Source organism: Actinokineospora lacus (assembly GCF_053813445.1).
The window spans coordinates 17,336-40,024 of the sequence record NZ_JBQERA010000002.1; the positions used below are offsets into that span (position 1 = coordinate 17,336).

General features: G+C 73.2%; 22 protein-coding genes. 18 read left to right on the forward strand and 4 right to left on the reverse strand.

What is annotated here, in order from left to right; all coding sequences use genetic code 11:
- Window positions 1–60 precede the first annotated feature (60 nt).
- A complete protein-coding gene (locus tag ACTG9Q_RS04650; RefSeq protein ID WP_455571347.1) occupies window positions 61–543 on the forward strand; it encodes a hotdog fold domain-containing protein in 483 nt (160 codons plus the stop codon).
- A 28-nt stretch (window positions 544–571) separates the two neighbouring features.
- Here ACTG9Q_RS04650 and sodN read toward each other — a convergent pair whose 3' ends face one another.
- Complete coding sequence (sodN, locus tag ACTG9Q_RS04655; protein WP_455571348.1) at window positions 572–979, reverse strand: superoxide dismutase, Ni; 408 nt, start codon at window positions 977–979, stop codon at window positions 572–574.
- A gap of 91 nt (window positions 980–1,070) precedes the next feature.
- On the opposite strand from sodN, the gene ACTG9Q_RS04660 reads away from it, so the two are divergent.
- Window positions 1,071–1,370, forward strand: a complete 300-nt coding sequence (locus tag ACTG9Q_RS04660; protein ID WP_455571349.1) for a S26 family signal peptidase — start codon at window positions 1,071–1,073, stop codon at window positions 1,368–1,370.
- On the opposite strand, the gene rfbC is transcribed toward ACTG9Q_RS04660, so the two are convergent.
- Window positions 1,367–1,966: a dTDP-4-dehydrorhamnose 3,5-epimerase gene (gene rfbC, locus ACTG9Q_RS04665; protein ID WP_455571350.1), complete on the reverse strand. Its 600-nt coding sequence runs from the start codon at window positions 1,964–1,966 to the stop codon at window positions 1,367–1,369. The two genes, ACTG9Q_RS04660 and rfbC, sit on opposite strands and share 4 nt — an antisense overlap.
- A gap of 343 nt (window positions 1,967–2,309) precedes the next feature.
- Here rfbC and ACTG9Q_RS04670 point away from each other — a divergent pair, with 343 nt between their 5' ends.
- The 3 genes from ACTG9Q_RS04670 (at window position 2,310) to ACTG9Q_RS04680 (ending at window position 6,648) form a co-directional block, all read left to right on the forward strand.
- A complete protein-coding gene (locus ACTG9Q_RS04670; RefSeq protein ID WP_455571351.1) occupies window positions 2,310–3,494 on the forward strand; it encodes an NAD(P)-dependent malic enzyme in 1,185 nt (394 codons plus the stop codon).
- 63 nt (window positions 3,495–3,557) lie between these two features.
- Window positions 3,558–6,095: an EAL domain-containing protein gene (locus tag ACTG9Q_RS04675; protein ID WP_455571352.1), complete on the forward strand. Its 2,538-nt coding sequence runs from the start codon at window positions 3,558–3,560 to the stop codon at window positions 6,093–6,095.
- Between the two features lie 73 nt (window positions 6,096–6,168).
- Window positions 6,169–6,648 carry an SRPBCC family protein gene (locus ACTG9Q_RS04680; protein ID WP_455571353.1) on the forward strand — a complete coding sequence of 160 codons (480 nt, stop codon included), beginning with the start codon at window positions 6,169–6,171 and terminating at the stop codon, window positions 6,646–6,648.
- 50 nt (window positions 6,649–6,698) lie between these two features.
- Here ACTG9Q_RS04680 and ACTG9Q_RS04685 read toward each other — a convergent pair whose 3' ends face one another.
- Window positions 6,699–8,144, reverse strand: a complete 1,446-nt coding sequence (locus tag ACTG9Q_RS04685; RefSeq protein ID WP_455571354.1) for a bis-aminopropyl spermidine synthase family protein — start codon at window positions 8,142–8,144, stop codon at window positions 6,699–6,701.
- 133 nt (window positions 8,145–8,277) lie between these two features.
- Here ACTG9Q_RS04685 and ACTG9Q_RS04690 point away from each other — a divergent pair, with 133 nt between their 5' ends.
- The 5 genes from ACTG9Q_RS04690 (at window position 8,278) to ACTG9Q_RS04710 (ending at window position 13,165) form a co-directional block, all read left to right on the forward strand.
- Entirely contained in the window at window positions 8,278–9,417 is a 1,140-nt protein-coding gene (locus ACTG9Q_RS04690; RefSeq protein ID WP_455571355.1) for an ABC transporter ATP-binding protein, read from the forward strand.
- Window positions 9,414–10,052, forward strand: coding sequence for an ABC transporter permease (locus tag ACTG9Q_RS04695; protein ID WP_455571356.1), 639 nt, complete (start codon window positions 9,414–9,416; stop codon window positions 10,050–10,052). Before ACTG9Q_RS04690 ends, ACTG9Q_RS04695 begins: the two co-directional genes overlap by 4 nt.
- Complete coding sequence (locus ACTG9Q_RS04700; protein WP_455571357.1) at window positions 10,049–10,774, forward strand: ABC transporter permease; 726 nt, start codon at window positions 10,049–10,051, stop codon at window positions 10,772–10,774. Before ACTG9Q_RS04695 ends, ACTG9Q_RS04700 begins: the two co-directional genes overlap by 4 nt.
- A complete protein-coding gene (locus ACTG9Q_RS04705; protein ID WP_455571358.1) occupies window positions 10,771–11,688 on the forward strand; it encodes a glycine betaine ABC transporter substrate-binding protein in 918 nt (305 codons plus the stop codon). Before ACTG9Q_RS04700 ends, ACTG9Q_RS04705 begins: the two co-directional genes overlap by 4 nt.
- Before the next feature lie 70 nt (window positions 11,689–11,758).
- Window positions 11,759–13,165: a TIR domain-containing protein gene (locus ACTG9Q_RS04710; RefSeq protein WP_455571359.1), complete on the forward strand. Its 1,407-nt coding sequence runs from the start codon at window positions 11,759–11,761 to the stop codon at window positions 13,163–13,165.
- A 211-nt stretch (window positions 13,166–13,376) separates the two neighbouring features.
- Here ACTG9Q_RS04710 and ACTG9Q_RS04715 read toward each other — a convergent pair whose 3' ends face one another.
- Window positions 13,377–14,162 carry an IclR family transcriptional regulator gene (locus ACTG9Q_RS04715; RefSeq protein WP_455571360.1) on the reverse strand — a complete coding sequence of 262 codons (786 nt, stop codon included), beginning with the start codon at window positions 14,160–14,162 and terminating at the stop codon, window positions 13,377–13,379.
- A gap of 67 nt (window positions 14,163–14,229) precedes the next feature.
- Between ACTG9Q_RS04715 and ACTG9Q_RS04720 the strand changes: the two genes are divergently transcribed.
- The 8 genes from ACTG9Q_RS04720 to hutI all read left to right on the forward strand — a co-directional run bounded on the left by ACTG9Q_RS04720 (window position 14,230) and on the right by hutI (window position 22,684).
- Complete coding sequence (locus tag ACTG9Q_RS04720) at window positions 14,230–14,721, forward strand: SigE family RNA polymerase sigma factor (protein WP_455571361.1); 492 nt, start codon at window positions 14,230–14,232, stop codon at window positions 14,719–14,721.
- Window positions 14,718–15,704 (forward strand): hypothetical protein, encoded by a 987-nt coding sequence (locus ACTG9Q_RS04725; protein WP_455571362.1) that lies wholly within the window; start codon window positions 14,718–14,720, stop codon window positions 15,702–15,704. Before ACTG9Q_RS04720 ends, ACTG9Q_RS04725 begins: the two co-directional genes overlap by 4 nt.
- A gap of 73 nt (window positions 15,705–15,777) precedes the next feature.
- Window positions 15,778–17,295 carry a histidine ammonia-lyase gene (gene hutH, locus ACTG9Q_RS04730; RefSeq protein ID WP_455571363.1) on the forward strand — a complete coding sequence of 506 codons (1,518 nt, stop codon included), beginning with the start codon at window positions 15,778–15,780 and terminating at the stop codon, window positions 17,293–17,295.
- Window positions 17,292–18,929, forward strand: coding sequence for a urocanate hydratase (hutU, locus tag ACTG9Q_RS04735; RefSeq protein WP_455571364.1), 1,638 nt, complete (start codon window positions 17,292–17,294; stop codon window positions 18,927–18,929). Before hutH ends, hutU begins: the two co-directional genes overlap by 4 nt.
- On the forward strand, window positions 18,926–20,125 hold the full coding sequence (locus ACTG9Q_RS04740) for an allantoate amidohydrolase (RefSeq protein WP_455571366.1): 1,200 nt from the start codon (window positions 18,926–18,928) through the stop codon (window positions 20,123–20,125). The genes hutU and ACTG9Q_RS04740 overlap by 4 nt, the downstream gene beginning before the upstream one ends.
- Window positions 20,122–20,250: a hypothetical protein gene (locus ACTG9Q_RS04745; RefSeq protein WP_455571367.1), complete on the forward strand. Its 129-nt coding sequence runs from the start codon at window positions 20,122–20,124 to the stop codon at window positions 20,248–20,250. The genes ACTG9Q_RS04740 and ACTG9Q_RS04745 overlap by 4 nt, the downstream gene beginning before the upstream one ends.
- On the forward strand, window positions 20,247–21,524 hold the full coding sequence (locus ACTG9Q_RS04750) for a formimidoylglutamate deiminase (protein WP_455571368.1): 1,278 nt from the start codon (window positions 20,247–20,249) through the stop codon (window positions 21,522–21,524). The genes ACTG9Q_RS04745 and ACTG9Q_RS04750 overlap by 4 nt, the downstream gene beginning before the upstream one ends.
- Window positions 21,521–22,684 (forward strand): imidazolonepropionase, encoded by a 1,164-nt coding sequence (hutI, locus tag ACTG9Q_RS04755; RefSeq protein ID WP_455571369.1) that lies wholly within the window; start codon window positions 21,521–21,523, stop codon window positions 22,682–22,684. The genes ACTG9Q_RS04750 and hutI overlap by 4 nt, the downstream gene beginning before the upstream one ends.
- Window positions 22,685–22,689 lie beyond the last annotated feature (5 nt).

Sequence of the window (22,689 nt, forward strand, 5' to 3'; positions counted from 1 at the left end):
CGCCGATCTTATGCCGACCGGCCTTGCCGTACTTGTTACCCGCCGGTAGCTTATCGCCTCGTGACCCCGACCTACCGCCTCTGGCAGCGCCTCTCGAGCCTGCCTCTGGGCAACCGCCTGTTCTCCGCGGGCATGGTCCTGCGCGTGCCGTACTTCGGCACCATCCTCCCCACGGTCGTGGCCCTGCGCCCAGGCCACTGCGAGGTCCGCGCCCCGAAGTGGTGGGGCGTGCACAACCACCTGCGCACCTTCCACGCCATCGCCGCCTGCAACCTGGCCGAGATCGCCATGGGAATGCTCGCCGAGGCCACCGTCCCCACCACCCACCGCTGGATTCCCAAGGGCATGACGGTCACCTACACGGCCAAGGCCCGCACCGCCCTACACGCCGTCGCCCGCCTCGACGGCCTCCCCGAGTTCTCCTCAGAACCCACCGACATCCCCGTCCCGGTATCGATCCGCGACACCTCCGGCGTCGAGGTCGTCACCGCCACCATCACCATCCGCGTCTCCCCAGAACAGAAAACGGCGCCAACCCCGTAAGGTCGGCGCCGTTCCAGAGACGTCTGGCTCAGCCCTGCTTGGTCTCCCAGAAGATCTTGTCAATCTCCGCGATCAGGTCGAGCAGGGTGGTGCCGGTGTCCGGGTTCATCGAGCCCTTGGTGCCCGAGGCGCCCGCTGCCTTGGTGGCGCGGTTGAACAGGTCGTGCAGGTTGGGGTACTTCTCGAAGTGCGGCGGCTTGAAGTAGTCGGTCCAGAGCACCCAGAGGTGGTGCTTGACCAGCTCGCTGCGCTGCTCGCAGATGCCGATGGCCCGGGTGCGGAACTCCGGGTCCTCGTTCTGCTGGTACTTCTCCTGGATCGCCTTGATCGACTCGGCCTCGATGCGGGCCTGGGCTGGGTCATAGACGCCGCAGGGGAGGTCGCAGTGCGCGGTGGCCTCCAGGCGCGGGGAGAAGATGCGCGACAGGAGTCGCATTGTTCCTCCATGGCTTACGGGGATGCTCCGACGCGTCCGACCCTACTCCCGGCATGCTGGTGGGGCAGGTGGAGGTGATCGATTGCGACCGATGGGCCACATGCCCGCGCGCCGGGTCAGGGTGCGCGGGCCCTCCATGGCGCCGACGCTGGCCGACGGGGACACGGTGCTCGCCGTCCGGGGCGTGCCCCGGCCGGGGGACGTCGTGCTCGTCTCGTGGCCGCAGCGACCGCGTCAGCTCAGCGTCAAGCGGGCCGTGCGGGCCGAGCGCGGCGGCTGGCACGTCGCCGGGGACAACCGGTTCGGCTCGACGGACTCGCGCGAGCTGGGACCGGCCACAGTGCACGCGATCGTGCGCTGGCGGCTGTGGCCGCGGCCCCGGCGGCTCTAAGAGCGCAACTTCTCGTAGTACGCCAGGCAATCCGAGTACGTCGGCAAGATGCCCGCGGCCGCGGCCTCGGCCAAAGTGGGAGCCGACAAGTCCTTCGGCGACAGCAAAGGCGGGATCTCCGCGGGCCACGGCAGCTCCAGCGCCGGGTCCATCGGGTTGATCCCGCGCTCGGAAGGGGGGTTGTACGGCGTGGAGCACAGATAGTTCATGCAGGTGTCGTCTTCCAGGGCGATGAACCCGTGCCCGACGCCCTCGGGCACGTACACCGCCCGGAAGTCCACCGCGTCCAGGCGCACCGCGTCCCACTGCCCGAACGTCGGCGACCCGACCCGGATGTCGACGACGACGTCGAGCAGCGCCCCCCGCGGGCAGTAGACGTACTTCGCCTGCGACGGCGGCACATCAGCGAAATGCACGCCGCGGATGGTGCCGCGCCGGGAGACGCTGTGGTTGGTCTGGGCCACCGGCATCCGGTGCCCGACCGCCTCGAACAGGGCGTCGCCTTGGTACGGGGACACGAACACCCCGCGGTCGTCGGGGAAGGAGCGCGGGGTGAATTCAAACGCGCCGGGGACTGCGAGTTCACGTGCGTGCACGCCGGGCAGCGTACTGATCCGATCAACCGGTCACGCTCCGAATATGTTAACCACCACTCGCAAACCGGACGGACGTCTTGAGAAACTGCCTCTGACCTGCGAGAAAGCTGTCGAATATGTGATCCCCGCCGCAGACATCCCCGATTCGGACTGCCACACTGTGCAGACCGCGGCGCCCCCGGGCGTCAGTGCCACCGGCCCACACCCCAGGGCTGAAGTTGTTCCATCTCCGCCGTTCGGTGACCACGCCAGCCTCGTGTCAGGACTGAGGGTTACCTTCCGGCGACACCCCGTTTCCGCGCTGTGCAGCCAGGGACCAAGCGCGCGATCAGGAGGGACGCCAATGACCGCACTGAACGAGGACATCGTGACCGCACCCATCACCGACGAGGAGATCTTCACCGCGCACGAGGGCGGCAAGCTCGGTGTCGCGGTGACCAAGCCCCTCGCCGACCCGCGCTCGCTGGCGATCGCCTACACCCCCGGGGTGGCCAAGGTGAGCAGCGCCATCGCCCGCGACCCCGCGCTCGCCGCCCGCTACACGTGGGCATCGCGCCTGGTGGCCGTGGTCTCCGACGGCACCGCCGTGCTGGGCCTGGGTGACATCGGCGCCGCCGCGTCGCTGCCGGTCATGGAGGGCAAGGCCGCGCTGTTCAAGACCTTCGGCGGCTTGGACGCCATCCCCCTCGTGCTCAACACCACCGACGTCGACGAGATCGTCGAGACCCTGGTGCGGCTGCGGCCCTCCTTCGGCGCGGTCAACCTCGAGGACGTCTCCGCGCCGCGCTGCTTCGAGCTGGAGGCCAAGCTCATCGAGGCGCTGGACTGCCCGGTCATGCACGACGACCAGCACGGCACCGCGATCGTGCTGCTGGCCGCCCTGCGCGGGGCCAACAAGGTCCTCAACCGAGACCTGGGCGACCAGCGGGTGGTCATCGCCGGGGCGGGGGCCGCGGGCGTGGCCTGCGCGAAGATCCTGCTCGCCGCGGGCGTCGGCGACATCACCCTGCTCGACTCCAAGGGCATCGTGCACGCCGACCGCGACGGGCTGAACTCCATCAAGGTCGAGATGGCCGGGGTGACCAACAAGGCCGGTCTGCGCGGCGGCCAGGCCGAGGCCCTCGACGGCGCCGACGTCTTCGTCGGGCTCTCCGCGGGCAAGCTGCCCGTCGAGCTGGTCGGCGCCATGTCGCCGGACCCGATCGTCTTCGCGCTGTCCAACCCCGACCCCGAGATTCACCCGGAGGTGGCCGCCCGGCACGCCGCGATCGTGGCGACCGGCCGCAGCGACTTCCCGAACCAGATCAACAACGTGCTGGCCTTCCCCGGCATCTTCCGCGGCGCCCTGGACTCCGGCGCGCGGCGCATCACCGAGCGGATGAAGCTCGCCGCGGCGGAGGCGATCCTGGCCGTCGCCGAGGAGGACCTGGCCGCCGACAGGATCGTTCCCAGCGCCCTCGACCCGCGGGTCGCGCCCGAGGTGGCCGCGGCGGTCGCGCGGGCGGCGAAGGAGGACGGGGTAGCCTGAGGCAGGCGGGATGCTCGGCAGCGGTGCCCCACCCGCCAACTCGTAGGGTGGAGGGATCGCGCCGTGGCCGAGCATGTCGTGCGCGGCGGGCTGCCCAGGGCCGGGCGCCCGACCGGCGGTTTCGCGGGCGATGTGACCCCTGAGGTGGTCTCGCCCGTCGTCGTCGACTACGACGACGCCCCGGCGGCCGAGCGCGCACTCCTGCTCGAGGCCCAGCGCATCTCCCGGATCGGGTCGTGGATGCTGGATTTGGACTCCGGCCACCTGTACCTCTCCGACGGGCTGCGCACGCTGGTGGGGCTGACCGGCGAGGTCACCCTCGACGAGCTGATCGACATGGTGCACCCGCAGGACCGGGACCGGCTCGCCGAGTTCCGCGCCCGGCTCGCGGGTCACCGCTCCACCCAGCCCGTCGAGGCCGAGCTGCGCGACATGACCGGCGACCGGGTCTACCTGCTGCGCGCCCGCACGGGCCGCGACCAGGTCAGCGGGGCCGAGCGCATCCACGGCACCGTGCAGGACGTCACCAAGGTCCGGCGCCTGGAACGGCAGCTGAGCCAGGAGAGCAGGCTGTTCCGCGAGGCGCAGCGGGTGGCGCGGCTCGGCACGTGGGAGTGGAACACCGAGACCAACGAGTGCCTGTGGTCCTCGATGCTCTACGAGCTCGGCGGCGTCGAGCCGGGCACGCGCATCTGCTACGCCGACTACCTCGACCTCGTGCACCCCGACGACCGCGGGTGGGTGGACCAGCGCTGGCAGGAGCTGGCGAGCACGCACCGGCCCGTCGAGTGCGAGCACCGGGTCATCCGCCCGGACGGCAAGCGCCGCGTGTTCCGCATCCGCGGCGAGGCGGCCGGGCCCGACGGCGACCCGCGCGTGATGATCGGCACCGCGCAGGACGTCACCGAGCAGCGCTCGACCGAGACCCGCATGCAGCGCTCCAGCAAGCGCTTCACCGACCTGGTGGCCATCACCCCGGTCGGCATCGGCCTGTTCGACGACGAGGGCAGGCTGGTCGACGCCAACGAGGCGCTGTGCACCCTGCTGGGCACCGACCTCGACCGGCTGCGCGGGCTGACCGCCGACCAGCTCAGCCACCCCGACGACCGCGAGTACCGCCGCGGGCGCGCCTTCCAGAGCGGCCAGTGCGTGCTGATGGCCGCCGCGGGCAAGCCCGTCTACTGCGAGCTGACCTCCACGGTGTCGGTCTCCGACGACGGGCAGCGGTTCTGGCTGGTCGTCTTCGCCGACGTCACCGACCGGCGCAGGGCCGCCGAACGGCTGCGCTACCAGGCCACCCACGACGAGCTGACCGGCCTGCCGGGGCGCGCGGCGGTCAAGGAGCTGCTGGGCAAGCTGCTCGGCGGGCGCGACTGCGACCGCATCGCCCTGCTGTTCTGCGACGTCGACAACTTCAAGCGGGTCAACGACTCCCTCGGCCACGACGTCGGCGACGAGCTGATCACCGCGCTGGCCCGGCGCCTGGAGCGCGGGCTGCCGCCGTCGTGCACGGTGGCGCGGATGTCCGGCGACGAGTACGTGGTGATCTGCTCCGACGTCGCCGAGGCGGGCGGGGTGGAGGCGCTGGCCAACACCGCCGCGGGCCTGCTGCGCACGGCCGTGCCGGTGCGCGGGCAGCTGCTGCGGGTCTCGGCGTGCATCGGCGCCGCGGTGCCCAGCGGCCCGGAGACCAGCGGCGCCGACCTGCTGCGCTACGCCGACGCGGCCATGTTCGCGGCGAAGGCGCGCGGCACCGGGCGGGTGTCGCTGGCCAGCGCGGCGCTGATCGCCTCGGCCAACAGCCAGATGATGCTGGAGGGCCAGCTGCGCGAGGCCATCGCCAACGACCAGCTCGTGCTGCACTACCAGCCGGTGGTCGGCTCTGATGGCACGGTGCTCTCCGCCGAGGCGCTGGTGCGCTGGCCGCACCCCGAGCGCGGCCTGCTCATGCCCGGCGAGTTCCTGCCGGTGGCCGAGCAGGGCGACCTGCTCGGCGAGCTGGACCGCTGGGTGCTGCGCACCGCGTTCACCGAGGCCGCCGACTGGCCGCAGCTGGCGGGCGGCACGCTGGGCGGCGGGGTCGGCATCGCGGTCAACCTCGGCGGCCTGGTGCCCGGCGACCCGGAGTTCGTCGACACCGTCACCGCCACGGTGGCCGCGACCGGGATCTCCTGGGACCGGGTGGTGCTGGAGCTGGTCGAGACCAGCCTGATCGATCTGCCCTCGCGCAGCCGCGAGGCGATGGACGAGCTGGTCGAGAAGGGCGTGCGCTTCGCCGTGGACGACTTCGGCACCGGCTACTCCTCGCTGGCGCGGCTCAAGGAGCTGCCCGCGCAGATCATCAAGATCGACCGCCGGTTCGTCTCCGGCGTGGCCACCGACGCCTCGGATTTCGCCGTCGCCCGCGCCTTGGTCGACATGGCCCGCGCGATGGGCAGGCGCTGCGTCGCCGAGGGCGTGGAGAACGCCACGCAGTTCCACGTGCTGCGCGGGGTCGGCGTCGACGCCTACCAGGGCTGGCTGCTGTCGCGGCCGCTGCCCGCGCCCCGGTTCCGTGAACTTCTCAAGCAGGGACCGTTAAGGATTCCCAACGGCGCTTGAGCGTCGGTAACGAGTTGCGGGGTCGGTCACGCCCGAGGTTGTCGGTTGTCCTCCCCGCTGGTGTGATCTTGACATGACTGCTATCGCTGTTGAGCCGACCGCCCGTGGCACGGTGACGATCGACGCCCCGGCGTCGGAGGTCTTCGCCTATGTCAGCAACCCGGTCGTCATGGCCGACTTCGCCTCCGAACTGGTCAGCGCGCGCTGGCTCGATGGCGCCACCGAGCCCGTGGTGGGCGCGCGGTTCGCGGGCGCCAACCGCAACGGCTGGCGCCGCTGGACGACGATCTGCAGCGTCACCGATTTCGAGGCGGGCCGCCGCTTCGCCTACTCGGTGCACACCCCGTTCCGCACCCCGATCTCGCGGTGGGAGTACGAGGTCGAGGAGACCCCCGACGGGTGCCGGGTGACCGAGAGCAACTACCTGCAGGTGCCGTCGTGGTTCATCCCGTTCGCCATCATGATCACCGGCGAGCCGGACCGGGTGGGGCTGAACAAGGCCAACATCGCGCTGACCCTGCACAACCTCAAGCGGCACATCGAATCGGCCTGAGGGGAAGCGGCCTGAGGGAATCAGCCTGAGGGCGCGTTGTCATCCGGCTGTCACCGCGCAGCCGCGGCGAGCAGGGCGGCGACGCGGTGGCGGGGGAGGTCGACCAGGCGTTCCCCGACCAGGTCCGGGGCCCGCTCGGCGACCTCGGCGCGCGCCTCGCGCTTGGTCAGGGCGCCCCCGGAGTGCCGGATGAGCGCCTCGCGCCAGATGTTGGCCAGCGTGCCGTGGGGGCGCTCCAGCAGCGCGGCGGCGACGCCCTCGGCGCGGATCGGGGTCGCGGTGACGATGGCGTGCTTGCCGTCGGGGACGCTGCGGTGGAACGTCAGCCGGAACTTGGCGCCGATGAGGGCGGCCAGGGCCTGCTGACCGGCCTGGTCGGCGATGTCGGGGTGGTTGTTGGGGACGAGGGCGGCCACCGGCGTGCGGGGGGCGGCCAGGAGGGTGCGGGCCAGCCAGGGCCCCGGGTCGGCGGCGAGGTCGATGGCCAGCGGTTCCGCGCGCAGCGGCTCCGACCAGCCGGGCGGGGTGACGGCGCCCGCGCCGGAGAGGCGCAGCAGGGCGGCCACGGCGTCCCCGGCGGTCGCGGTGGACTCCACCGACTGCGGGCCGTGGGTGTAGATCGCGGTGGTGGACGCGCGGACGGCCGCCGCTGCCTGCTGGGCGGAGTTGCCGGTGGGCTGCAGGACATAGAGGTCCGCGGCGCTGCCGACGGCCTGGGCGCCGTGGTAGCGGTGGAAGGCGGGCAGGACCGCCTCGATGGCCAGGCCGAGGCCGATGATCTCGCGCTGCACGCGCAGGCCGAGGGCGGGCGCGCGGTCGCTGTAGCCGTAGGCGGCGGCGATGCGGCCGTCGCCGCGCAGGGCCTGCACGCCGCGGGCCAGGAACAGGCGCATGCCCTCGGGGGTGTACGGCGGGTCGGTGAAGACCAGGTCGGCGGTGTCCTCGACCGAGGGCGGCAGGCCGAAGCGGAGGTCGGCGTGCAGGCAGCGCACGTTCAGGCCCCGGGCGGTCGCGGTCTTGTCGATGTACTCCAGCAGGCGCTCGTCGACATCGATGACGGTTGCCGTGAGCGACGGGCGGGCGGTGCACGCGGCCAGCGCGGTCAGGTCGTGGTCGCCGACGCACACCAGGTGCGCGCCGTCGAGTTCGTAGGTCTCGTCGAGCCACCGGGCGCGGCGCTCCAGGGTCGCGAGGTCGGCCTGGACGTGGTCGAGGGCGCGCAGGGGGCGGGGGACGCCGTCGAGGTAGCCGGCCAGGGCGTCCAGCGGCTCGGGGGGAGCGGGGGCGGGCACCGGGGCGCGCAGGCGCCAAGTGCGGTCGCGCTGCTGGACGTCGTCCCCGGCGGCGGCCAGCAGTTCCTCCACCGTGCGCCGCGGGACGGCGGCGGCCCGGACCAGGGCGTCGAGTGGCTGCCAGTCCTCGCCGAGCAGTCCGATGATCGGACGCAGCGCGCGGGCGTGCACGCCCCGGGAGGACAGGAACTCGGTAAGCGACACCCGGCGAGCTTAGGGCGATTGACCCGGACGGCCGATCAAGGGCTGGGAAACGCTGCCGCTGTCACAGGCACACGTTAGGGTCGGTCGTCGCGTGCACGGCCGGCAAGGTGCCGTCCCGACCCGAGGGGCCCGGGTGATCGAGTTCCAAGCCGTGTCCAAACGCTACCCGGATGGCACGGTCGCGGTCGACGAGCTGACCCTGACCGCCGCGGAAGGCCAGGTCACCGTCCTGGTCGGACCCTCGGGGTGCGGGAAGACCACTTCCCTTCGCATGATCAACCGGATGATCGACCCCACCGCGGGCACGATCCGGCTGGCGGGCGTCGACGTCCTCGGCCAGGACCCCGCGCTGCTGCGCCGGGGGATCGGCTACGTCATCCAGCACGCCGGGCTGTTCCCGCACCGCACGGTCGTGGACAACATCGCCACGGTGCCGCTGCTGACCGGCGCCACCCGCCGCGCCGCGCGGGCCCGCGCCGTCGAGCTGCTCGAAACCGTCGGGCTGCCCGCGGAGATGGGCAAGCGCTACCCCAAGCAGCTCTCCGGCGGGCAGCAGCAGCGGGTGGGCGTGGCCCGCGCGCTGGCCGCGGACCCGCCGGTGCTGCTGATGGACGAGCCCTTCAGCGCCGTGGACCCGATCGTCCGCGAGGACCTGCAGGACGAGTTGCTGCGCCTGCAGTCCGAGCTGGGCAAGACCATCGTCTTCGTCACCCACGACATCGACGAGGCGGTCAAGCTCGGCGACAGGGTGGCCGTGCTGCGCGTCGGCGGGCGGCTGGCCCAGTTCGACACCCCGGCGGCGCTGCTGGCCTCCCCGCACGACGACTTCGTCGCCTCGTTCGTCGGCCGCGACCGCGGCTACCGCGGGCTCGGGTTCCTGTCCGCGCACGGCGTTCCGCTCGGCCCGGTCTCGGTCGTGCCGGTGGGCACCCCGGTGGCCAAGGCGCGGGCGCGGCTGTCGCAGTCGGGCTGGGCGGTGGTGGTCGACGCGCAGAACCGGCCGCTCGGCTGGGTTTCCTCGGATATGCTGTCCACAATGGATGGTGAAGTGACCGCCGACGGGCTGGTGTCCGGCGGGTCGCTGTACGAAGTGGACGCCGAGTCCGCCGGGCCGTCCGGGTCGCTGCGCAACGCCCTCGACGCGGCGCTGAGCTCGCCGTCGGCGTGGGGGATCGCCGTCGACGCCTCCGGCGCGGTGGTGGGCGGGGTGGACGCCTCCAGCGTCATCGCGGCGCTGGCCGCCGCCCGCCGCTCCGGCGAGGTCCCGACGTGACCTGGGTCGTCGAGCACCTCGGCGACCTCGGCAGGGTCAGTCTCACCCACCTATGGCTGGCGCTGGTGCCGGTCGTCGCCGGGCTGCTGATCTCGCTGCCGCTGGGCTGGGCCGCCGCGCGCTGGAAGGCCGCGCGGCTGGTGCTGGTGCCGGTCTCGGGCCTGCTGTACACGATCCCGTCGCTGGCGCTGTTCGTGATGATGCCGCTGATCATCGGCACCCAGATCCTCGACCCGCTCAACGTGCAGGTCGCGCTCACCGTCTACACGGTGGCGCTGCTGGTCCGCTCGGTCGCCGACGCGCTCGGCGCGGTGCCGGAGTCGGTCACCGCGGCGGCCACCGCGATGGGCTACCGCGGCGCGGGCCGGTTCTTCGCCGTGGAGCTGCCCCTGGCGGTGCCGGTGCTCATCGCGGGCGTGCGGGTCGCGGCGGTGTCGAACATCAGCCTGGTCAGCGTGGGCGCGCTGATCGGCGTCGGCGGGCTAGGCGCGTTCCTCACCGAGGGCTTCCAGCGCACCAACTACGCCGAGATCATCGCGGGAATCCTGCTGATCCTGCTGCTGGCGCTCATCATCGACGCCCTGCTGGCGCTGCTCGGGCGGGCGCTGACCCCGTGGACGAGGGAGCGCGCGTGAACGTCTTCGAGCAGCTCTTCGCCTGGCTGGGCGACCCGGCGAACTGGACGACCACCTTCGGCGCGCCCGGCATCCCGCAGCGCCTGATCGAGCACCTGCGCTACACCGCCGTCGCCGTCGCGATCGCCGCGCTGATCGCGGTCCCGCTCGGCGCCTACATCGGGCACACCAACCGCGGCGTCACCTTCGTCGTCGGCTTCGTCAACTCCTTCCGCGCGCTGCCCGAGCTGGGCCTGCTGATCCTGCTGGTGCTGGCGATGGGCGTGCTGCTGGCGGAGGAGGCGCTGACCATCGCGCTGGTGCTCATCGCGATCCCGCCGCTGCTGGCGGGCACGTACGCGGGCATCAACAACGTCGACAGGTCCGTTGTGGACGCCGCCCGCGGCATGGGGATGCGCGAGCGCGGCGTGCTGCTGCGCGTGGAGCTGCCCAACGCCCTGCCGCTGGTGCTCGGTGCCCTGCGGACGGCGAGCCTGCAGGTGATCGCCACCGCGAGCATCGCCGCGTTCGTGTCCCTCGGCGGCCTCGGCCGCTTCGTCATCGACGGCTACGCCTTCCGCGAGTTCGACCAGATGGCGGGCGGCGCCGTGCTCATCGCGGCGCTGGCCGTCCTGGTCGAGCTGACCCTGACCGGCGTGCAGTGGCTGGTGGTCTCACCAGGTCTGCGCGCGACCGGCTCGCCCCGGGCGAGGAAAGCAACCATCAGAGGAGATCTCCCATGAAGCGCGCACTCGCCGGGCTGGTGGCGGTGACGGCCATGACGCTGACCGCCTGCGGCGGCTCGTCCGACCCGCTGTCGAACCCCGCCACCACCACGGACGGCGCCCCCGCCGCGGCGGGCACGATCACCGTCGGCTCGGCGAACTTCCCCGAGAGCACCCTGCTCGCCGAGATGTACGCCGCGGCGCTGGAGGCCAAGGGGATCACGGTCACCCGCAAGCTCAACATCGGCAGCCGCGAGACCTACTTCCCCGGCGTGCAGGACGGCTCCATCGACCTGATCCCGGAGTACACCGGCGTCCTGCTGGTCCACCTCGAGAGCACCGCCGCCGTCAGCGCGTCCGACGAGGTCTACTCCGGGCTGCAGGCCGCGCTGCCCGAGGACCTGACGGTGCTGGACAAGTCGGCGGCGGAGAACAAAGACGCCGTGGTCGTCACCCGCGCCATGGCGGACAAGATGGGCCTGAAGTCCATTGAGGACCTGGCCAAGAGCCCCGACGTGATCTTCGGCGGGCCCCCGGAGTTCCAGAAGCGCGCGGACGGCATTCCGGGCCTGCAGGACAAGTACGGCCTGAAGATCAAGGAGTACAAGTCCCTCGACGTCGGCGGCCCGCTGACCGTCGACGCCCTGAAGTCCGGCGCCGTCACCGCCGCGGACCTGTTCACCACCGACCCCGCCATCACCGCGAACGACTTCGTCGTGCTGGAGGACCCGAAGGCCAACTTCGCCGCCCAGAACGTCGTCCCGCTGATCAACAAGAGCAAGGCGACCCCGGAGGTGACCGAGGTCCTCAACGCCATCTCGGCCAAGCTCACCACCGAGGCCCTGATCGAGCTGAACACCAAGCTCAACGCGCCGGACAAGCCCGACGCCGCCAAGGTCGCCAAGGACTGGCTGGCCTCGGTCGGCCTCTGACGCCCCGAACACCGGACCGGCTGACCCCAGCCGGTCCGGTGTTCTCTTTGACGCCCGCGGAAGGCAGGCCATGGGCACGGTGTTCGTCAGCTACCGGCGCGCGGGGGCACTAGTCGAAGCGGCCGCGATCGCCAACAGCCTGGCCCTGCACTTCGGCCACGACCAGGTCTTCATCGACACCCGCCTGTCCGTGGGCGATCGGTACCCCGACGAGCTGGAAGACGCGCTGGCGGCCAGCGCGGTCGTGGTCGCCGTCATCCACGACGGCTGGGTCGGCGACTTCACCGCCGAGCGGCACAAGGACTGGGTCCACCACGAGCTGCTGACCGCCCTGCGCGAGGGCAAGACGGTGATCCCGGTCCTGCTGGTGCCCGCGCGCAACCCCGAGTACGGCGAGGTGCCCGCCGACATCGCCGCGGTGACCCTCATCCAGTCCACAGTTCTCCGCTTCACCCACTACCCGTCCGACATCGCCGAGCTGATCACCGCGGTCGAGCGGACCGGCGCCGCGGGCGAGGTGCCCGTCACGGTCGCGGAACCGACCGGCGACCTGCCGTCGCGCCCGCGCCTGCGGCTGGCCCTGAGCGCCATGGCCGCGGGTCTGGTGTTCGGAGGTCTTCCCCCACTGCTGGCCTTGGCGCCACCGACGCCCGCGTGGTGGCGGGCGTTCGCGGCGGCGGGCTGGATCACGACCGTGGTGCTCGCCGTCCTCACCGCCTTCACCGTGCTGATGACGCTCGTCAGCCCACGGCTGGGCATGGTGACCAAGCGGGACCAGGAGCGGTCGATGCGGAAGAACCTGAGCCGCAGCTGGCCCCTGGCGGTGCTCCTGCTCGCGGTGGCCGTGATCTGGTCGGTGAAACTGCTCTTCGACGTCCTCGATCCCAGCGCGGAGTTCAAGGCCCTGCTGATCGTCGGCGTCTGCGTCGGTTTCGGCTGGTACGTCCAGCGCCTGATCCGGCGGCTGTCGCCGCGGGACACCGCGTGGCCGCCCCCGGTCACCCCGGACCCGTTCACCTTCCGCAGGGCCGCTGCCCGGCTGCACGAGCGGCTCACCGCGGACCGGCGACGGTCGCTGGACTTCGCCGGGCGGCGGCAGGCGGAATCGGTGTACCTCGCATTGGCGGAGATCCGGGCGGTGGTGGAGGCGCGGACCCGCCGCACCTGGTGGCAGTGGCTCACCTCGGGGAGGCACGGGCTCCCGTTCCCCGTCGTTGTCCTCGGCACGCTCGGTGGCGTGCTCGCCCTGGGCGTCACGGGTGTGGTGCTCGCGCTGTCCGCGGGCGAGGTGACCGGGCGGGCTGTCGCGGTGGTGGCGGGGTACTGCGCCGCCGCCGTCGCGCTCGCCGCCGTGGCGCTCGCCGTGTGCCACCTGTCCGACCGCCGGGCCCTGCGCGAGCAGGTGGCGGAACTGGCCCGCTGGGACGCCGTGCTGCGACCCCTGCTGTACCCGCCCCAGCCCAAACGGCCCGACTAGACCTACGTCCGGCGGCGGCGACCGGGCCCTGTGTTCCGTGCGGCGACTGGACCCTGTGTCGGCTGCGGCGGCCGGACCTGTTCGGCTGCGGTGACCGGGTCCGTGTCGGGCTGCGGCGACCGGGCCTGCGTTCGGCTGCGGTGACCAGGCCTGCGGCCAGCGGCGAGGAGCAGGGCCGCGCGACGAGCGGAAAGCCACGGTCCTGGCGGGGTCAGCCTGCCAGGCCCCGGCCGCCGATGCGCCCGCTCAGCTCGGCCGCCGCGCGGATCGTCTCCGTGGCCAGGTCGGGCCAGAGTTGGCCGCAGGGGCGGGGGCCGTCGTGGCGGAAGGTCGTGCTGATGGCGGCGATGGGGTGTCCGGCGTGGTCGAGGACGGGGGCGGCGACGGAGGCGAAGCCGGGGGTGACGTAGCCGTCCTCCACCGACCAGCCGCGGCGGCGCTCCCCGGCCAGCAGGGTGCGCAGGGCCGGGAGGTGGCGGGGGCCGCGGCCGGTGCGGTCGACGAACGCCGCCCGGTTCGGGAACAGGGCCCGGACCTGGGGCGCGGGCAGGCGGGCCAGGATCGCGCGGCCGGAGGCGGGCAGGTGCGCGGGCAGCCGGACGCCGACGTCGGTGACCACGGTCCCGGCGTGCGGGGGCTGCTCCCGCAGCAGGTACAGCGCCTCGCGCCCGTGCAGCACCCCCAGGTGCGCGGTGTGCCCGGTGCGCGCGATCAGCCGGGCCAGCACCGGCCGGGCCAGCCGTTCCAGCGGGTCGTGGCGCAGGTACGCCGATCCCAGCTCGAAGGCGCCCAAGCCCAGCGCGTAGCGGCGCTCCTCGGGCAGGTGGGTGACGAAACCGGCGTCGACCAGCTCGGCGAGCAGGTGGTAGGTCGTGGACCGGGGCAGCCCGAGATCCCGCGCGACGGTCGCCGCGGCGACCGGACCGGCCTTGCCCGCCAGCAGGCGCAGCACGGCCAGCCCCCGGCGCAGAGCGGGCACGTCGCTGCTGGTTCCCACAAAAGCGCACAGTACGACTCAACAGAACCGGGGACAGGGACGTTGGAGGACTGACGAGGGGAGCGTCGTGACCTTCGAGGACTTCCTCAACCAGCGCCTGACGCCACTACTGCGCTACGCCACGGTGCTGACGTGCGACCCCGCGCAAGCACAGGACATCGTGCAGGAGGTGCTGGTGCGCGCACAGCAGCGGTGGAACCGCATTGGCGGCCTCGACCAGCCCAACGCCTACGTCAAGCGGATGGTGACCAACGAGTTCCTCTCCTGGCGCCGCCGCCGCGCCGACGTCCCGGTCTCCCTCGGCGCCCTCGACGCGCTCGCCCCGCCCATCGCCGACCCGACCGCGGCCGTCGACCAGCGGGCCGCCCTGCTCGCGGGCATCGCCCGCCTGCCGCGCAAACAGCGCGCCGCAGTCATCCTGCGCTACTACGACGGCCGCACCGACGACGAGATCGCCGCCGAGCTGGGCTGCTCGGCGGGCACCGTCCGCAGCCACATCTCCCGCGCGGTCTCGGCCCTGCGCGCGGACGTCGAGACCGAGCAGGAGACCCACCGATGAGGACCGACTTCGACGACCTGCTGCGCGAGACCCTCCACAACCTCGCCGACCACGCCCCCGACGAGAGCGCCGTCCGCGCCGCGCTGGACCGAAGCCGCCGTCCCCGGTTCGCGCTCGTGGCCGTCGCCGCGGCCGTGCTGCTCGTGGCGGTGGCGGTTCCCCTGCTGCGGGTCGGTGACGAGGGGGGTACGTCACCGGCCCGCTTCCCCTCGGCCGCCCCGCGCGAAGCGTGGGTAGGGCTGAACCCGACGTGGTTGCCGCCCGGGATCACTGAGCAGGCCAGGACGGCGTCCCGGGACAACGCGATCGTGACCCGCCACTGGCACTCCGGCCCGCTTGATGAGCACATGAAGGCCTCGCTCACCCTGCGGGCCGAGTACGACGGTCCCACCGAGGGCGGGCAGGAGGCGGTCGACCTCGGCGCGATGGGCAGCGGCCGGTACTTCGACGAGCACGGGGTCCGAGGTGTGGCCTGGAAGCACGGCCGCGCGAGCCTCCGCCTGTTCGCGCCGTTCCGGCTCACCGACCGGGACACCCTGGTGCGGATCGCGCGGGGAATCCGCCAGGGCGAGGGGCCGCCGCTGCGGACTTCGCTGGAATTCGGCCTGCCCGCGGGCAGGAGCCCCAGTCACTTGACGTATGGCGTGCGGAGCACGGCGACCGGCGCCTCTGTCCTGTTCACCACGTCTCTGGACACCGGAGGCCGCTTGCTCACCGCCGAACTCGCCCCGATCGACCCGGTCATCGCGGCACCCGACCTGGAGGTGACCGTGCTCGGGCGCCCCGCACGCGTGATCACCCACCGGCCGCTCTCTGAATCAGCACCCACCGAGACGCTGGTGGTGGACCTGGACGGGCGCTGGCTGGTCGTGCGCCACTACGCGGACTCCCCCGACCTCGACCGCGTGCCCATGCTGGTCGAGGTCGCCGAGACCATGCGGATCGGCCCGGACGTCGACAACCCCTGGCTCGGCACTCGCTGACTCGTCTGGTATCCCAGACAACATCACCCGTTCCCCACTCGTGCCCGAGCCCGGTGAGGACTGGGATGGGCCTATGCAGGAACGAGTTCTCCTCGACGGCGGGCCGCTGACCCGGGACCAGGTCGTCGCCGTCGCCCGGCACGGCGCCGGGGTCGGGGTCACCCCCGATGCCCTGGCCGCCGTCGCCGCCACCCGCGCGCACGTCGAGCGCCTCGCCGAGGCGACCACCCCCACCTACGGCGTCTCCACCGGGTTCGGCGCCCTCGCCGTGCGGCACATCCCCGCCGACCGCCGCACCGCCCTGCAGCGCTCCCTCATCCGCTCCCACGCCGCCGGGGCCGGGCCCAGGGTCGAGACCGAGGTCGTCCGCGCCCTCATGCTCCTGCGCCTGCGCACCCTGGCCACCGCCCGCACCGGCGTCCGCGCCTCGACCGTGGCCGCCCTCGCCGCCATGCTCGACGCGGGCATCACCCCCGTCGTCCCCGAGCACGGCTCGCTGGGCTGCTCCGGCGACCTCGCGCCGCTCTCGGCCGTCGCGCTGGCGCTGATGGGCGAGGGCGAGGTCGACACGGCATCCGGCCCGGCCACCGCCCAGGACGCCCTGCGCGAGGCCGGGCTCACCCCCGTCGTGCTCGCCGAGAAGGAGGGTTTGGCCCTCATCAACGGCACCGACGGGATGCTCGGGATGCTCACCCTGGCCCTCGCCGACCTGTGCACCCTCCTCGACACCGCCGACCTCACCGCCGCGATGAGCGTGGAGGCCCTGCTCGGCACCGACCGCGTCTTCGCCCCCGACCTGCACGCCCTGCGCCCGCACCCCGGCCAGGCGGTCTCGGCGGCGCGCATCAGGGAGTACCTGCGCGACTCCCCGATCGTGGCCAGCCACCGGGGCCCGGACTGCACCCGCGTGCAGGACGCGTACTCCCTGCGCTGCGCCCCCCAGGTCCACGGCGCCGCCCGCGACACCATGGCCCACGCCGAGACCGTCGCCGACCGCGAACTGGCCGCCGCCATCGACAACCCGGTCGTGCTCCCGGACGGCCGCGTGGAGTCCAACGGCAACTTCCACGGCGCGCCCGTGGCCTACGTGCTGGACTTCCTCGCCATCCCGGTCGCCGACGTCGCAAGCATGGCCGAGCGGCGCACCGACCGGATGCTGGACGTGTCCCGCTCGCACGGCCTGCCGCCGTTCCTGGCGCACGACGCGGGCGTCGACTCCGGCCACATGATCGCCCAGTACACCCAGGCCGGGATCGTCTCCGAGCTCAAGCGCCTGGCCGTGCCCGCCTCGGTCGACTCCATCCCCAGCAGCGCCATGCAGGAGGACCACGTCTCCATGGGCTGGTCGGCCGCGCGCAAGCTGCGCAGGGCCGTCGACGGGCTGGCCACCGTGCTGGCGATCGAACTGCTCACCGCCGCCCGCGCGCTGGACATGCGCGCCCCGCTGACCCCGGCGCCCGCCACCGCGGCCGCCGTCGCCGCCCTCCGCGACCGCGTCCCGGGGCCCGGTCCCGACCGCCACCTGGCCCCGGAGATCGCCGCCGCCGAGGAGCTCGTCCGCTCCGGCCACCTCGTGAGGAGTACCCGATGATCCGAGCCGCCCGCGGGACCGCGCGCACCGCCAGGTCCTGGCAGACCGAGGCCGCGCTGCGCATGTTCCACAACAACCTCGACCCCGACGTCGCCGAGCGGCCCGACGACCTGGTCGTCTACGGCGGCACCGGCAAGGCGGCCAGGGACTGGCCCAGCTTCCACGCCATCACCCGCGAGCTGACCACCCTGGCCGAGGACGAGACGCTGCTGGTGCAGTCGGGCAGGCCGGTCGGGGTGATGCGCACCCACGAGTGGGCGCCGCGGGTGCTCATCGCCAACTCCAACCTGGTCGGCGACTGGGCCACCTGGCCGGAGTTCCGCAAGCTGGAGGCCGCGGGCCTGACGATGTACGGGCAGATGACCGCGGGCTCGTGGATCTACATCGGCACGCAGGGGATTCTGCAGGGCACCTACGAGACCTTCGCCGCGGTGGCGCACAAGCGCTTCGGCGGCACGCTGCGGGGAACGCTCACCCTGACCGCGGGGCTCGGCGGCATGGGCGGGGCGCAACCGCTTGCGGTGACGATGAACGGCGGCGTCGCGCTCGTCGTGGAGGTCGACCCGGAACGCGCCCAGCGCCGCGTGCAGACCCGCTACCTCGACGAGCTGGCGCCCGACCTGGACGCGGCCGTCGCCAGGGTCGAGCGGGCCAAGCGCGAGGGCGAGGCCGTCTCGGTCGGCGTCATCGGCAACGCCTGCGAGGTGCTGCCCGAACTGCTGCGCCGCGGGCTGGCGGTGGACATCGTCACCGACCAGACCTCCGCGCACGACCCGCTGGCCTACCTGCCGCGCGGGGTCGACCTGGCCGACTGGGGCGACTACGCGGCGAAGAAGCCCGACGAGTTCACCGACCGCTCCCGGGAGTCGATGGCCGAGCACGTCGAGGCCATGCTCGGCTTCCTCGACGGCGGCGCCGAGGTCTTCGACTACGGCAACTCCCTGCGCGGGGAGGCCAAACTGGGCGGCTGCGAGCGGGCCTTCGATTTCCCCGGCTTCGTGCCCGCCTACATCCGGCCGCTGTTCTGCGAGGGCAGGGGCCCCTTCCGCTGGGTGGCGCTGTCCGGCGACCCGGCCGACATCGCCGCCACCGACCGGGCGATCCTGGAGCTGTTCCCGGAGAACGAGTCGCTGGCGCGCTGGATCAAGCTGGCGGGGGAGCGGGTCGAGTTCCAGGGCCTGCCCGCCCGCATCTGCTGGCTCGGCTACGGCGAGCGGCACCTGGCGGGCCTGCGGTTCAACGAGATGGTCGCCTCCGGGGAGCTGTCCGCGCCGGTGGTCATCGGCCGCGACCACCTCGACTGCGGGTCGGTGGCCTCGCCGTACCGGGAGACCGAGGCGATGGCCGACGGCTCCGACGCCATCGCCGACTGGCCGCTGCTCAACGCCCTGGTCAACACCGCCTCCGGCGCGACGTGGGTGTCGATCCACCACGGCGGCGGCGTCGGCATCGGCCGCTCCATCCACGCGGGCCAGGTCACGGTGGCCGACGGGACGGCGCTGGCGGGCCAGAAGATCGAGCGGGTGCTGACCAACGACCCGGCGATGGGCGTGATCCGCCACGTCGACGCCGGGTACGACGCGGCGGCCGCGGTGGCCGAGCAGCGGGGCGTCACCGTCCCGATGGCCCGGTGAGCGTCGCCGCGCTGCTGGGCGCGATCTCGTCGGTGGGCGCCGATCCCCGGCGCGGCGGGTACTCCCGGCACGGGTTCGACCGCGCCGAGCTGGAGCTGCGGGCGTGGTTCACGCAGGAGGCCGTGCGGCGGGGGCTGTCGGTGGAGACCGACCGCAACGGCACCCTGTGGGCGTGGTGGGGCGCGCCGGGGGACGGCGCGGTGGTCACCGGGAGCCACCTGGACTCGGTGCCCGGGGGCGGGGCCTACGACGGGCCGCTGGGCGTGGCGGCGTCGCTGGCGGCCGTGGACCTGTTGCGGGAGCGGGGTTTCACCCCGGGGCGCCCGCTGGCGCTGACGGTGTTCGCCGAGGAGGAGGGCGGCCGGTTCGGGCTGGCCTGCCTCGGGTCGCGGCTGATGACCGGCTCGGTCGACCCGGCCGCGGCGCTGCGCCTGACCGACCCGGACGGGCACTCGCTGGCGGAGGCGCTGTCCTACAGCGGGTTGGAGCCGGGGCTGGTCGGGCGCGACGAGGAGGCGCTGCGGCGGATCGGGGTGTTCGTGGAGCTGCACGTCGAGCAGGGCAGGGGACTGGTCGACCTGGCCGCGCCGGTCGGGGTGGCGCACTCGATCCTGGCGCACGGCCGCTGGCGGCTGCGGTTCACCGGCGAGGGCAACCACGCGGGCGCGACCCTGCTCGCCGACCGCCGCGACCCGATGCTGCCCGCCGCCGGGGTCGTCCTCGCCGCGCGGGCCGCGGCCGCCGCGGTGGCGGGCTCGCGGGCCACCGTCGGCCGGATCGTCCCGGTCCCGGGCGGCACCAACGTCATCGCGTCCACTGTGGACCTCTGGCTGGACGCGCGGGCCGTCGACGACACCTCGACCCGCGCGGTGGTGGCGGAGATCGCCGCGGCGGCGGAGGACCTGGCGGCGGCCGAGGGTTGCTCGGTGACGGTCACCGAGGAGTCCTATGGGGACACCGTCGTGTTCGACCCGGCGCTGCGCGACGAGCTGTCCGGCGTGCTGGGCGGTGTCCCGGACCTGCCCACGGGGGCAGGCCACGACGCGGGCATCCTCGCCGCACACGTGCCCACCGCGATGCTGTTCGTGCGCAACCCGACCGGCATCAGCCACGCGCCCGAGGAGTTCGCCACCGCCGCCGACTGCGAGGCAGGCGCGGCCGCCCTGGCCGACGTCCTCGCCCACCTGGCCCGATGACCGCCTATGGGTGTGCCCTCGCTTGGCTGCCCGCCAGCCTGGTCACCGACGTGCTGGTCACCGTGGTCAACCGCGAGGCGGGCGCGGGCGCGCTGGCCGATGTCCCCGTCCACCTGATCCGATGACCGCCTACTGGTGCCCTTACGCCTGGCTGCCCACCGGCCTGGCCTCCGACGTGCTGGTCACCGTGGCCGACGGGGTGTTCACCTCGGTCACGGCCGGGGTGCCCGCCGGGGCCGCGACCCGGCTGCCCGGGGTGGTGTTCCCCGGCTTCGCCAACGCCCACTCGCACGCCTTCCACCGCGCGCTGCGGGGCCGTACCCACGACGGCGGCGGCACGTTCTGGACGTGGCGGACCCGGATGTACGAGGTCGCGGCGCGCCTGGACCCGGACTCGTACTTCCGGCTGGCGCGGGCGGCGTACGCCGAGATGGCGCTGGCCGGCGTCACCGGCGTCGGCGAGTTCCACTACCTGCACCACGCCCCCGGCGGCGCCCGCTACACCGACCCGAACGCGATGGCGTCGGCGCTGCGCGCGGCGGCGGCGGAGGCGGGCATCCGGCTGACCCTCCTGGACACCTGCTACCTGCGGGGCGGGATCGGCCAGGAGCTGTCCGAGCCGCAGCTGCGGTTCTCCGACGGCACGGCGCAGGCGTGGGCGCAGCGGGTCGCCGCCCTGCGGCCCGGCGCCGGATTCCGGGTGGGCGCGGCGATCCACTCGGTGCGCGCGGTGCTCCCCGCCGACCTGCCGACCGTGGCGGGTTTCGACGGGCCGCTGCACGCGCACGTCTCCGAGCAGCCCGCCGAGAACGCCGCCTGCGTGGCGGCCTACGGCCGTACGCCGGTGGAACTGCTGGCCGAGGCCGGAGTCCTCGGCCCCCGGTTCACCGCCGTGCACGCCACCCACCTGACCGCGCGCGACACCACCCTGCTCGGCGGCAGCGGCGTCTGCCTGTGCCCCACCACCGAGGCCGACCTCGCCGACGGCATCGGCCCCGCCCGCCCCCTCGCCGACGCGGGCGCGGCGCTGTCCCTCGGCAGCGACCAGCACGCCGTCGTCGACCCGCTGCTGGAGGCCCGCGCGCTGGAGCACGGCGAACGCCTGCGCACCGGCGAGCGCGGCCGGTTCACCCCCGCCGAGCTGGTCGCCGCCCTCACCAACCACGCCGCCATCGGCTGGGACGCGGGCCGCATCGCCGTCGGCGCCCCCGCCGACCTCGTCGCCGTCCGCCTCGACACCGTCCGCACCGCGGGCTGCCTGCCCGCCCAAGCCGTCCTCGCCGCCACCGCGTCCGATGTGGACACCGTGATCCGCGACGGCCGCGAAATCGTCCGCTCGGGCAGGCATATCCTCGGCGACATCGCCCCCCTGCTCACCACCGCGATCGAGGCCCTGTGACGACCACCCTGATCACCAACATCGCCGAACTCACCACCCACGCCGTCGATGACCAGCCCACCCTGACCGACGCCGCCCTGGTCATCGACGGCGACCGGATCGCCTGGGTCGGCCCCGCCGCGCGCGCCCCCGCCGCCGACGCGGTGTACGACGCCGAGGGCCGCGCCGCGCTCCCCGGCTGGGTCGACAGCCACACCCACCTGGTCTTCGCGGGCGACCGCACCGCCGAGTTCGCCGCCCGCATGGCGGGACAGCCCTACACCGCCGGCGGCATCGCCACCACGGTCACCGCCACCCGCGCCGCCACCGACGCCGAACTCACCGCCGTCCTGCACCGCCACGTCGCCGAGGCCGTCGCCCAGGGCACCACCTACATCGAGACCAAGACCGGCTACGGCCTCACCGTCGCCGACGAACTCCGCTCCGCCCGCATCGCCGCCACCGCCGCCGACGAGGTCACCTTCCTCGGCGCGCACCTGGTGCCCCCCGGTATGTCCGCGGATTCCTATGTGGACCTGGTCATCGGCGAGATGCTCACAGCCGTGGCCCCCCACGTCGGCTGGGCCGACGTCTTCTGCGAAACCGGCGCCTTCGACGCCGACCAGTCCCGCGCGGTCCTCCAAGCCGCCGCCGCCCACGGCCTCGGCCTGCGCGTCCACGGCAACCAGCTCGGCCCCGGCCCCGGTGTGGCGCTGGCAGTCGAACTCGGCGCCGCCAGCGTAGACCACTGCACCCACCTCACCGAGTCCGATGTGGACGCCCTGGCAGGTTCCGACACCGTCGCCACCCTCCTCCCGGCCTGCGACCTCTCCACCCGCCAACCCCTCCCCAACGCCCGCCGCCTCCTCGACGCGGGCGCCACCATCGCCCTCGCCACCAACTGCAACCCCGGCTCCTCCTACACCACCTCCATGGCCTACTGCGTCGCCACCGCCGTCCTGCAAATGCGGCTGTCGGTCACGGAAGCAGTCCGCGCCGCCACGATCGGAGCAGCGAAGTCCCTCAATCGCACGGATATCGGCCTCATCGCCGCGGGCGCGCGGGCCGACATCCACCTCCTCGACGCGCCATCCATCACTCATTTGGCTTACCGCCCAGGAGTTCCACTCACCAGCGCCGTCTGGCGAGCTGGAAACCCTGTAGTGCAGCCAAACTGCTGACACGC